This window comes from Photobacterium jeanii (assembly GCF_001650345.1).
Taxonomy (GTDB): domain Bacteria; phylum Pseudomonadota; class Gammaproteobacteria; order Enterobacterales; family Vibrionaceae; genus Photobacterium; species Photobacterium jeanii.
In genome coordinates, this window is the sequence record NZ_LVHF01000013.1 from 25181 (window position 1) to 37319 (window position 12139).

Consider the following 12139-nt stretch of genomic DNA (forward strand, 5'->3'; position numbering starts at 1 on the left):
CGGTTGGTAATTAATCTTTACAGTGGGTTGCCAAGGCGGGAAAAGCCTTGCTAATGTGATCCAACAGGCATCGCGAATGGTGCATCTGATTTTATTCGTTTATTGATGAATGCTATTTCATTGTCGTATTGACCATTGCAGCAGATTTACAGGGAAGCCCAAATGCACAAAGACCAACTCAATAATATTCATATTCAAGATGAACAAGTGCTGATTACGCCAGATCAGCTCAAACAAAAGCTTCCTGTGAGTGAATCGGCATTAGCGTTTATTCAGCAATCGCGTAAAACCATTGCCGACATTATTCATAAGCGAGATCACCGCTTATTGGTGGTCTGTGGTCCATGTTCAATCCACGATATTGATGCAGCTAAAGCCTATGCACAAAAATTAAAAGCCCTGTCGCAGGAGCTCGATGATCAGCTCTACATCGTGATGCGAGTGTACTTTGAAAAGCCACGTACAACGGTGGGATGGAAAGGGCTGATTAACGACCCGCACCTAGATGGCTCTTTTGAAGTTGAAGAAGGGCTGCATATTGCTCGCCAATTGCTGATTGATTTGGTGGAAATGGGGAGCCCGCTGGCAACCGAAGCGCTTGACCCGATCAGCCCACAATACATTGGCGATTTGTTCAGTTGGGCGGCGATTGGTGCCCGTACCACGGAATCGCAAACTCACCGTGAAATGGCAAGTGGCTTGTCGATGCCGGTGGGTTTTAAGAATGGAACTGACGGTAGTTTGGGTACCTCGATCAATGCGATGCAAGCCGCGGCTTCAGGTCACCGTTTTATGGGGATCAACCGTCAAGGTCAGGTAGCTTTGCTTAATACTCAGGGTAATCCTGACGGTCATGTGATTCTACGTGGTGGTAAACAAACCAATTATGACTCGGTATCCGTCACCGAGTGTGAAAACGAGATGGTCGCGGCAGGTCTTTCGCCATCCTTGATGGTAGACTGTAGCCACGCTAACTCGCGTAAAGATTACCGTCGTCAACCGCTGGTGGCTGAGGATGTGATCCACCAAATCCGCGAAGGTAACCAATCAATTATCGGCTTGATGCTGGAAAGTCATCTTAATGAAGGCAATCAGAGCGCGGATTTGCCGCGTGAAGAGATGGCATACGGGGTATCAATTACCGATGCTTGTATTAATTGGCAGAGCACAGAGTCGCTACTTCGCCATGCGCACAAAGAGTTAGTCCCGTTTTTGCAAGAACGTAATCAATAATACGGAAACAGGTCATGGTTGCTGAACTGAGCAAATTAAGAGATCAAATCGATGAGGTTGATCGCCAGATGGTAGCGCTGTTGGCGCGCCGTCTGTCATTAGTAGAAGACGTTGGTCACGTAAAAAGTCAGCACGGACTACCGATTTATGCCCCAGACCGCGAAGCGGCGATGCTAGCGTCGCGTCGTGAAGAGGCACAAAGCCAAGGTGTACCACCTGATCTGATTGAAGACATCTTACGTCGTACGATGCGTGAATCGTACTCCAGTGAAAATGATTCAGGCTTTAAGTGCTTGAAGCCAGAGCTACGCCCGATTGTGGTCGTGGGTGGTCATGGTCAACTTGGCGGCTTATTTTGCCGTCTGTTTGAATTGTCGGGCTATCAGGTACGTAAACTGGGGCGTGATGAGTGGGATCGTGCCGATGAGCTATTGGTCGATGCTGGTATGGTGGTGGTCACTGTGCCAATTAATATCACAGAACAAGTGATTGCCAAATTAACGGATCTTCCTGCTGATTGTATATTGGCGGATCTTACCTCGGTGAAAAGTGGTCCGCTGCAGGCTATGTTGGAAGTGCACAAAGGGCCAGTGATTGGTCTACACCCAATGTTTGGTCCAGATATTCCAAGTTTGGCTAAGCAGGTGATTGTGTACTGTGATGGTCGCAATCCAGAAGAATACCAGTGGCTACTGGAGCAGTTCCAGATCTGGGGCGCGTCACTCAACCGCATTAGTGCGATTGAACACGATCAGGGGATGACCTTGATCCAAGCGCTACGCCACTTTACTTCGTTTGTGTATGGGGTGCATTTGGCGGAAGAAGACCCACGCTTGGATCAGCTATTGTCACTGAGCTCGCCAATCTATCGCTTGGAACTCGCCATGGTTGGACGTTTGTTTGCACAGGATGCGCAGCTATACGCTGATATTATTATGTCGGCACCGCAGAATTTGGCGATGATCAAGCGTTTCCACCAACGTTTTGGTGAAGCGATCAGTATGCTGGAAAGCCAAGATAAAGCGGCGTTCATGCAGGCATTTGATCAGGTGGAGAATTGGTTTGGTGACTATGCTCAGCATTTTTTAACCGAGAGCCAGGGATTACTTAGACAGGCGAACGATTCAACTCACCGAAAATAGCGCATAGCAACCAACAACGGTGATGACTGATCGATAAATGCTATCGATAGGCGATGGTTTAACGAGCTGTGGTTTGATATCTGGCTCGATAAAGATTGCTTGAACTATCCCGTTTTATAAACTGCTAAGAAGCTAATGACTGTAAATGAAGCGAGAGTGATAACACTCTCGCTTTTTTATTACCTGCGATTTCGATAATGCATTTTGTGGCATCAATTCCACGAAATCATGTGTGTTGGGTAATGGGCGATTTTATTTGCGGGTTGTCCCCACGTGTTTGTATCTAAGGCTAGGCATGACTCAATCAGTTTTTATGCTGGTGCGCTCATTAGACTTAAAGCCACGTTTGCTTTTGGTTATTCCGATTTGAGGAGCTAAAGCCATAGCGTGGTAACACATGGATGTAGACATGAAATTAAAAACATTAGTTGGCGCATTACTCTTTTGCAGTTCATCAGCCTTTGCGTTTAGCTTTAGCAGTTTAACGGGCGATAGCCTGCCAAGCTTAACGTCGAGTCGTTCAGAAGGCGTGGGGATAGCTTCAGTGGCGATCCCTTACGCTAATAGCGTGAACTACTTTGGTTATATCGATAAAGACTCTAAGCCGTCGGCCAAAGTAAACGGCAAAGATGCTTACTACTTGTATATGTGGGTACCAGCGGCACTGGATGAGCTTGGTGTACGCATGATTTCACCGGTGGGGAATTTAGCTGAGCCAAGCAAAGAAGATTTTGTGCAAAAAGGCTATGAGGGCAAGCTGAAAAAAGACAGCGAAAAGTGGTTTGATACATGGATCCGTGTTGAGCGTATGAATGTGTTCTCACCTGAGAAAATCAAAAAAGCCAACAAGGTGTTTAGTGTCTTAGATAAAGACGATGATGGTGATGATACTTACGAAGAAGAGCGTCACGCAAAATATAACTCGTTAGTGCGTATTAAAACACAAGCGAATAAGCCGCAAAAAGCGTTAACTCGTGGTTTGTACCGCGTGGTATTCACGACTTATAAACGAGGTAATGTTGGTGGTTCGTTTGTCGCGACTGTGGGGACCAATATTCCAGGCGTGAAGATGTCGACTTCGCTGTCTGAGCTACACAAGATGGTGAACTAAGCTTTGCGAGCCAGATTAACAAAGGGAGCCTCGGCTCCCTTTGTGTTTGTACTAGTAGAGAAAATCAGAACTCTACATCGACAGGAGTAACATTCTCACTCGGATAACACCCCAGTACCTTAATAAAGCGGGTAAGGCGGGTTAACTCTTCTAACGCGCTTTGCATCACTTCTGATTTCAGGTTTTGCTCAACATCAATGTAGAACATCTCTTCCCACGGATTGCCGATCACCGGGCGCGACTCTAGTTTGGTCATATTGATATTGAGGTTACGCAGTACGACTAAACACTCAACCAACGAACCTGCTTTTTGCGCAGTGGACATGATCAGTGTGGTTTTGGCTGGAATTAACGAGGTCACATCTACAGGCTTACGTGCCACGACAATAAAGCGGGTGTAGTTTTCGTGCTGATTTGCGATCCCTGTTCTTACTGCTGTTAGACCGTAAATCTCACCGCTGGATGCATTACCAATAGCGGCAATATCATCACGGTTAAGTTCTGCGACTTTCTGCATCGCTTCAGCCGTACTTGAGCAATACTCTTGCTTAATGTCCCCCATTGCGTGAAGGAATTCACTGCATTGCTGATGTGGCTGCGGGTGAGAGTAGAGTGTCGTGATTTGTTCTAACGGGGCTTCTTTCGCGACTAATAGACTGTGTTCAATTGGCTGCGTGATTTCACCCACAATCGATAAGCTGGTGTGTTGCAGCAAGTCATATACTTCATTGATAGATCCTGAACTGGTGTTTTCGATAGGAAGAACGCCATAGTCGGCATTGCCTGTTTCTACCGTACTTAGCACGTCACGAAAGGTCGAGCAGCTCATTTCAATCAGCTTGGTTTGCTTTTTGCTGAAGTAGTTACGGCTAGCAAGGTGAGAGTACGAGCCTTTTGCACCCAAGAAAGACACGCGAGCAACAGGTTGTAAGCTGTCAGGGTTCGCCAGCTTTTGCAGATAGGCTTGTTGGTACAGCACAGAATCTTCAATGATGGTATGAAAGATTTGGGTAACGTATTGAGGATCGAGCTGGAGTTCTTGTCCGGTATTGACCAAGCGCAGCAGTAGGTCGTGCTCTCGGGCTAAATCGCGTACTGGCTTCGCTGTTTCAATTTTACTTTTCGCGACCTCAAGGCTTAGCTGACGACGCTCAGCCAAGAGTTTAAGAAGTTCGTTATCGATACGACTGACATTCTTGCGAATATCGTCCAATGAATACTGTTTGTCTGTCATAGTTATCCCTGTTATCGCGTCAAGCTAGTATCACTAAGCCGTTGTAGATTGTTTGAATTAATAGCATTGATTCGGTTTATTTGTGCCGAATACGAAAAAGCCCCCCTGATGGGAGGCTTCCTATTCGTCTTTATTTTCTTTCTCACGCAACGAATAGCCTCCACTAGGGTGACATAAAAAAGAAAGTAAAGAAGAACAGTGGTTGTTTTGGCATGTCAGGTTAGTCGCTCGAATTTGTTACTAATAAGTAATGATATTGTGCCTTTCACAATATTGCGGTTAGAAAAGGTTGTCAAGCCAGAATCCGAGGGTTAATAACAACAAGCCCCGCACTGGGCGGGGCTTGTTATGGAATCCTCTTTTAGCTTACTTATGCGTCGTTTTCTTCTTCGACAAGTTCTGGCTTGTTGCTGTGGCTAGCACGGCGCGCCGACGGCTTGTGCGTTTGTTTGTTCAGTTGACGTTCGAGCTTTTGATACACCTCGGTGATCGCGCCGTACATGTCGTCGTGCTCTGCTGAGGCGACAATATTACCTCCAGGAATTGCAGCAGATGCTTCTACTTTAAATTGACGGTTCGGCTCTGTACTGATCACTGCGTGTTTATTAATTAGCGGTACTTGGTACTTGTCTAATTTATTGAACTTAAATTCAATTCTCTCACGGATAGCAGGGGTGACATCTAGGTTTTTGCCGGTGATTTCTACTGTCATAATGTTTTTCCTCTATTGCTACCCTTCGTTGGGTTGAATTCAGATTACTAAAATGAGCCAGTAATAATGTGATTTGCATCACGCTTCGTTTTTTTTGAATTTCGCCAGAATAATTCTGTGATCAGTTCGGTTTTGTTGTAAAAAAGTATCAAGAAAAAGCTTGTTTAATGTCTTTAACTTGGGGCAGTATGAAGGAAGATAAAACGCTAGCGGCTGGTGCTGACTAGGGACTTTTTTCGATTACAAACAAATGGTTGTGTTAAATTTAACCGCTTCCAAAAACACGCTGAATATGTTTTGAAGCCAGTGCAGGGGGCCGAGCCATTACCACGAAGTAACTTTTCGACTCTTGGTATTGACTTGCTGTTGTGTGGTCTTTGAATTTGTAATGCCAACCGATGAATATAGAAAAACGGCAGCCATAACGATGGCTGCCGTTTTTTGTTGTTTGTTATTTTTGCTTCACCCTAGATTGGATTTAGCGCAATTAGCTTTTTGGTATTTTCAATCGGCTCTTGAAGACCAAGCGCTTCATAGGCGGTTAGCATGAGATCTAACGATTTGCGTGCTGCTTCAGTATCTGGGTACAGACGTTGAATTTGCTGACAGCGGTTCACTGCGGCAACCCAAGCTTCACGACGAACATAGAAGTCTGCGGTAGCAAGGTCGTAATCCGCTAAGCGGTTTTTCAAGAAAATCATACGCGCTTTGGCATCGGCTGCGTATTGGCTATTCGGGAAACGCTCAAGTAGGCGCTTGAAATCACGAAAAGCGGTACGAGCTGGTACTGGATCGCGATCGTGACGGTCAACACTAAACAGATCGTGCATGAAGCTGCGGTCTTGGGCCATGTGGGTCAAACCACGCATGTACATTACCCAGTCAGTTTTCTCGTGTACTGGGTTTAAGCGGTTAAAGCGGTCAATCGTCGCTTCACCTAGCGCAAGATCGTCGTTTTTGTAGTAGGCGTAGATCAAATCCAGCTGTACTTGCTCAGAGTAGGCACCGAATGGGTAGCGTGAGTCGAGCGTTTCTAGACGTTCGATTGCTTTTGTCCAGCTACCATTTTGTAGGGCTTGCTGGGCTGTGGCATACAGCTCTGATGGTGGCACATCTGGCACAACTTCCTCAGTGCTTGAACACCCTGAAAGTAGAGCTACGGCAAGAATCGCTGTGAGAGTCAGGCGTTTCATTACGGCGTCAGTTTCCTTGATAAAAATTTTATTTCTGTGATCCATTACGGTGAGAGCCGTTAACAGATACAATGACACTATTAGGTTATTTTACTCAGCGTTTGGCATTTAGTCCCACGCTTTTTGAAAAAGTTCGCTATGGCACAGCAAATAGAGTTAACAAATACAGTAAATGAGAGCCAGCTAGGCAAACGACTGGATCAGGTAATTGCAGAATTATATCCAGATTACTCTCGCTCTCGCATTAAAGAATGGATCCTCAACGGCATGGTATCGGTTGAGGGTGAAGTTGTTGATAAACCACGTACGAAAATGATGGGCGGTGAAGCCCTTCAAGTAAAAGCTGAAATCGAAGATGAAGTTCGTTGGGTTGCTCAAGATATTCCATTGAATATTGTGTACGAAGATGACGACATTATCGTGATCAACAAGCCGCGTGATTTCGTGGTACACCCAGGTGCGGGTACACCCGATGGTACTGTGCTAAATGCACTACTACACCATTGCCCATCGCTGGCGGAAGTGCCGCGTGCGGGTATTGTGCACCGTCTCGATAAAGACACCACAGGTTTGATGGTTGTTGCAAAAACGATTCAGGCTCAAACACGCCTAGTACGTGCGCTACAAAAACGTAAGATCACCCGTGAATACGAAGCGATTGCCATGGGTAAGATGACAGGTGGTGGCACCATTGAGAAACCAATCGGTCGTCATGCTACTAAGCGTATTTGTATGGCGGTACACGAGTTAGGTAAACCGGCTATTACCCACTACCGTGTTGCTGAGCACTTCCGTGAGCATACGCGTTTGGTTCTGCGCCTTGAAACGGGTCGTACCCACCAAATCCGTGTTCACATGTCTTACTTGTCTCATCCTTTGATTGGTGATGCGATTTACGGTGGTCGTCCTCGTCCGCCGCGTCATGCGTCGGATGAGTTGATCCAAGCGCTACGTGCGTTTGACCGTCAGGCTCTACACGCACGCATGTTGCGTCTTGCTCACCCAATCACAGGTGAAGTAATGGAGTGGCATGCGCCGCTACCAAACGACATGGTGGCGATGATCGAAATCCTTCGTACCGACCGAACTGAAAACGCGGAAGACGAATATTAATCGTACTCCGGCATAACGCTGGTGGTGCAAAAGGAGTTGGAACAGCATGATGACCCCAATTATTCCAGATTGGCCTGCACCTGCGAATGTGAAAGCGATAAGCACTACGCGGTTAGGTGGGCAGAGCTTGTCGCCTTATCGTGGCTTTAATTTAGGGCTTCACGTAGGCGATGAGGCTGAACGAGTACAAGGTCATCGTGATCAACTTCAACAAATGTTGTCGCTGCCAGTTGCTCCGGCTTGGTTAAATCAAACGCATAGCACCACTGTATTGAACTTGCGCGCACCTTTGCAGACGGTTCCAGATGCAGACGGTAGCTATACGCAAGTTCGCGGTTTGGCATGCAGTGTGATGACGGCTGATTGTTTACCTGTTTTACTTTGCGATAAAGCGGGTACGCAAGTGGCAGCGGTGCATGCCGGATGGCGTGGTTTGGTTGATGGTATTGTTGAACAAGCGATTGCTCAGTTTAACGTGCCGCCGGAAGATATTTTGGCTTGGCTAGGACCCGCTATTGGGCCATCAGAATTTGAAGTCGGCGGTGAAGTCCGTCAACAATTTATGATGGTGTTACCGCAAGCGGAATCCGCATTCGTGCCTCGAGGAGAAAAGTGGCTAGCAGATATATATGAGCTAGCTCGTCAGCGACTGCGCCATAGCGGTATTTCTGACATCTTTGGTGGGCAACATTGTACGGTCACAGAAGGCGATACCTTCTTTTCTTACCGTCGAGATGGTGTAACAGGCCGCCAAGCCAGTTTGATTTGGTTGGAATAACCAAACGAAAAGTCGATCTTATTAGATGAAAAAGCCCCGCACTCATTGAGTTGCGGGGCTTTTTTTCTATCGCTCAGTCGCATTAACCTAACTTAGTTAATGATAGTGATATTCATTGGGTTGGCTTTTGATAGCTCAACCACATTTGCACCATAAGGTACTTGGTAAAGCTGGTAGCCATTATCGATTGCACGGTAGAAACGCTGGTTGACGGTATCGTGCAGTAAGACAACACCGTTATAGCTCACTGTACGTAGCATCGCATTTTGAATAATCACCACGTTAGACGAAGAATTGAAATTATCGTGACGGTTTTCAATACGCGCTTCAGTACGAGATTCGATACGCGCTTCTTGGCGTGCTTCCTGACGGCGTTCTTGAATGTCGCGTTGTGCCATAACTTGAGTAGAAGCGGTGAGAGCCGCAATGACAACAGCGAAGGTAGTTAGGCGTTGCTTAAACATAATGGTTTCCTCGTTATGGGACGTTGTATGGTTTAAATGGTATGGCATACGTTATTCGTTTGTCAATATTTGGTATGCCATTCCATTAAAAGTGTCGAGGTTGTCGCAATTAGTGAAAGATTTGACTGAGACGTTGCACGGGTAGATAGGAAATAAAGAATCTGATCTGCTGTCCGTTGATTTTTTGTGAAGCTAACTCCATATCTATTAGTGAGAAATAATATCGATATGGGAGGACTTATGCGTCTTGACCGATTTACCAGTAAATTTCAAATGGCGATATCTGACGGGCAATCGCTAGCACTAGGGCGAGACCACCAGTATATCGAGCCCGCTCACTTGATGTTGGCATTGTTGAACCAAGATGGCAGCACGATTCGTCCGCTGCTGACCATGTTAGATGTGGACACGACTCAATTACGCTCACGCTTGTCAGAGCTACTCGATAAGTTACCGAAAGTAACGGGTATTGGCGGCGATGTTCAGTTGTCCCATGGCATGGGCATGTTGTTCAACATGTGTGACAAGTTGGCGCAAAAGCGTAAAGACAAATACATTTCTTCCGAATTATTCATTCTTGCAGCCGTTGATGACAAAGGTTCTTTGGGTCAACTGTTGAAAGAATTAGGGCTGACTGCGGAAAAAGTCGAGCAAGCGATCGATAAAGTACGCGGCGGTCAAAATATTGATGATCCTAATGCCGAAGAGAATCGTCAGGCATTAGAGAAGTTCACCATCGACCTTACCGAGCGTGCGGAACAAGGCAAACTTGATCCTGTGATTGGTCGTGATGACGAAATTCGTCGCACCATCCAAGTTTTGCAGCGCCGAACTAAAAATAACCCTGTGATCATCGGTGAGCCAGGTGTTGGTAAGACAGCAATAGTGGAAGGGCTCGCTCAGCGTATTGTAAATGGTGAAGTGCCAGAAGGTTTACGTAATAAGCGCGTATTGTCATTAGACATGGGGGCGTTGATTGCGGGTGCTAAATACCGTGGTGAGTTTGAAGAGCGTTTAAAAGCGGTGTTAAACGAGCTATCACAAGAAGAGGGCAGCGTGATCCTCTTTATTGATGAGCTACATACCATGGTTGGCGCAGGTAAAGGCGAAGGCTCGATGGATGCTGGTAATATGCTAAAACCGGCATTGGCTCGTGGTGAGCTTCACTGTGTTGGTGCTACCACGCTAGATGAATATCGTCAGTATATTGAAAAAGATGCTGCGCTTGAGCGACGTTTCCAAAAAGTGCTGGTGGATGAACCAACAGTAGAAGATACCGTGGCGATCTTACGTGGTCTGAAAGAGCGCTATGAACTTCACCACCATGTGGAAATCACCGATCCTGCGATTGTTGCTGCTGCGCGCTTATCGCATCGTTATGTTTCAGATCGCCAGCTACCTGACAAAGCCATTGATCTTATTGATGAAGCCGCATCAAGTATCCGGATGCAAATTGACTCTAAGCCCGAATCGCTAGATAGATTAGAGCGTCGGATCATCCAGTTGAAAATTGAGCAGCAAGCGTTAGCAAAAGAAAGCGATGAAGCGAGCCAAAAGCGCTTGAGCGATCTTCAGGTCGATTTAGACAGCAAAGAGCGTGAATACTCAGAGCTGGAAGAAGTATGGAAAGCGGAAAAAGCAGCGTTGTCAGGCACCCAGCATATAAAAGCTGAGCTTGAGCAAACGCGAATGGATATGGAGATTGCGCGTCGTGCTGGCGACCTTAACCGGATGTCTGAGCTGCAATACGGCAAGATCCCTGAGTTAGAAAAACAGTTAGATCTGGCGGCACAAGCAGAAATGCAAGAAATGAGTTTGCTGCGTAATAAAGTGACGGATGCCGAAATCGCTGAGGTATTATCGCGCCAAACCGGTATTCCGGTAGCGAAAATGCTGGAGGGTGAGCGTGATAAGTTGCTGCGAATGGAAGATGAGCTGCATAAACGTGTTATAGGTCAAAATGAAGCGGTAGATGCTGTTGCCAATGCCATTCGTCGTAGCCGGGCAGGTTTGTCTGATCCTAATCGCCCAATTGGTTCCTTCTTATTCTTAGGTCCAACGGGGGTTGGTAAAACTGAGCTGTGTAAATCACTAGCAAACTTTATGTTTGATAGTGAAGACAACATGGTTCGGATCGATATGTCCGAATTTATGGAAAAACATTCGGTCGCTCGCCTAGTGGGTGCGCCTCCGGGTTATGTCGGTTACGAAGAAGGTGGTTACCTAACAGAGGCGGTACGTCGTCGTCCTTATTCGGTGATCTTGTTAGATGAAGTTGAGAAAGCCCATCCAGATGTGTTCAATATCTTGCTGCAAGTGTTGGATGATGGTCGTCTAACTGATGGCCAAGGTCGTACAGTTGATTTTCGCAATAGTGTTATCATCATGACTTCCAACCTAGGCTCTGATCGGATTCAGGAAAACTTCGGTTCGCTTGATTACGCAGGTATTAAAGATACTGTGCTTGAAGTGGTAGCGCACCATTTCCGCCCTGAGTTTATTAACCGTGTTGATGAAACCGTGGTATTCCACCCATTAGGTCAAGACAACATCAAGCATATTGCGAATATTCAGGTGGCACGTTTGATCAAACGCCTAGAAGAGAAAGATTATCGTCTTGAACTGGATGAGAGCGCGCTTAATTTGATTGCGGAAGCTGGATTTGATCCTGTGTACGGGGCACGTCCTCTGAAACGTGCAATTCAACACCATATTGAAAACCCATTAGCGCAAGAAATCTTATCGGGTAAGTTACTGCCGAATAAGTTGATAAGCATTGTTGCTGAAGATGGGCATATCGCAGCGAAACAATAATGGTTACTAGGGTTGCTTCTATCTATATAGAGAGGCATAACCCAGACTGAAACAGAGCCACGAAGCGAATACTTCGTGGCTTTTTAATGACGGGTCCTGAACAAAAGAAGCAATTAAGCCAAACCAAACCGAGTTTGGATGACGGAAAAGCATCAAAAATACGGCTTTTGTTTAAACTTTGTTCGGTTGGTGCGTTTTGTTGAATTTATTTCAATTTGGCGCTTGCCAACCTGATCGGAATCTCTATAATGCGTCCTCACTGATACGGAGCAAGGCGCTAAGCCAGCAACGATAAGTCAGTTTGTTCTTTAACAATTTGACCATGCAATCTGTGTGGGCACTCGT

10 protein-coding genes and 1 other annotated feature are annotated in these 12139 nt (G+C 46.2%); of the genes, 6 read left to right on the top strand and 4 right to left on the bottom strand.

The window, feature by feature from the left end:
- The first annotated feature begins 162 nt into the window (after window positions 1–162).
- The 3 genes from A3K86_RS08015 (at window position 163) to A3K86_RS08025 (ending at window position 3486) form a co-directional block, all read left to right on the top strand.
- A complete protein-coding gene (locus A3K86_RS08015) occupies window positions 163–1233 on the top strand; it encodes a 3-deoxy-7-phosphoheptulonate synthase (RefSeq protein ID WP_068330346.1) in 1071 nt (356 codons plus the stop codon).
- 14 nt (window positions 1234–1247) lie between these two features.
- Complete coding sequence (gene tyrA / locus A3K86_RS08020) at window positions 1248–2375, top strand: bifunctional chorismate mutase/prephenate dehydrogenase (RefSeq protein WP_068330348.1); 1128 nt, start codon at window positions 1248–1250, stop codon at window positions 2373–2375.
- A gap of 409 nt (window positions 2376–2784) precedes the next feature.
- Entirely contained in the window at window positions 2785–3486 is a 702-nt protein-coding gene (locus tag A3K86_RS08025; RefSeq protein WP_068330350.1) for a LipL32 family surface lipoprotein, read from the top strand.
- A gap of 64 nt (window positions 3487–3550) precedes the next feature.
- Here A3K86_RS08025 and pheA read toward each other — a convergent pair whose 3' ends face one another.
- The 3 genes from pheA to bamD all read right to left on the bottom strand — a co-directional run bounded on the left by pheA (window position 3551) and on the right by bamD (window position 6625).
- A complete protein-coding gene (gene pheA, locus A3K86_RS08030) occupies window positions 3551–4720 on the bottom strand; it encodes a prephenate dehydratase (RefSeq protein WP_068330352.1) in 1170 nt (389 codons plus the stop codon).
- Between the two features lie 91 nt (window positions 4721–4811).
- Window positions 4812–4932, bottom strand: a sequence feature (Phe leader region).
- A 158-nt stretch (window positions 4933–5090) separates the two neighbouring features.
- Window positions 5091–5432, bottom strand: coding sequence for a ribosome hibernation-promoting factor, HPF/YfiA family (gene hpf, locus A3K86_RS08035; protein ID WP_068330354.1), 342 nt, complete (start codon window positions 5430–5432; stop codon window positions 5091–5093).
- Between the two features lie 467 nt (window positions 5433–5899).
- The gene (gene bamD, locus A3K86_RS08040; RefSeq protein WP_068330357.1) at window positions 5900–6625 is read right to left on the bottom strand and encodes an outer membrane protein assembly factor BamD; all 726 of its coding nucleotides are present in this window, start codon (window positions 6623–6625) and stop codon (window positions 5900–5902) included.
- Between the two features lie 138 nt (window positions 6626–6763).
- Between bamD and rluD the strand changes: the two genes are divergently transcribed.
- Together rluD and pgeF are read left to right on the top strand one after the other, a co-directional pair.
- On the top strand, window positions 6764–7738 hold the full coding sequence (gene rluD, locus A3K86_RS08045; protein WP_068330359.1) for a 23S rRNA pseudouridine(1911/1915/1917) synthase RluD: 975 nt from the start codon (window positions 6764–6766) through the stop codon (window positions 7736–7738).
- A gap of 49 nt (window positions 7739–7787) precedes the next feature.
- Complete coding sequence (gene pgeF, locus A3K86_RS08050) at window positions 7788–8516, top strand: peptidoglycan editing factor PgeF (RefSeq protein WP_068330363.1); 729 nt, start codon at window positions 7788–7790, stop codon at window positions 8514–8516.
- Window positions 8517–8608: 92 nt separating this feature from the next.
- Here the strand turns inward: pgeF and A3K86_RS08055 are convergent, their stop codons facing one another.
- Window positions 8609–8980: a hypothetical protein gene (locus tag A3K86_RS08055; protein WP_068330360.1), complete on the bottom strand. Its 372-nt coding sequence runs from the start codon at window positions 8978–8980 to the stop codon at window positions 8609–8611.
- Between the two features lie 240 nt (window positions 8981–9220).
- Between A3K86_RS08055 and clpB the strand changes: the two genes are divergently transcribed.
- Window positions 9221–11794: an ATP-dependent chaperone ClpB gene (gene clpB, locus A3K86_RS08060; RefSeq protein WP_068330361.1), complete on the top strand. Its 2574-nt coding sequence runs from the start codon at window positions 9221–9223 to the stop codon at window positions 11792–11794.
- Window positions 11795–12139 lie beyond the last annotated feature (345 nt).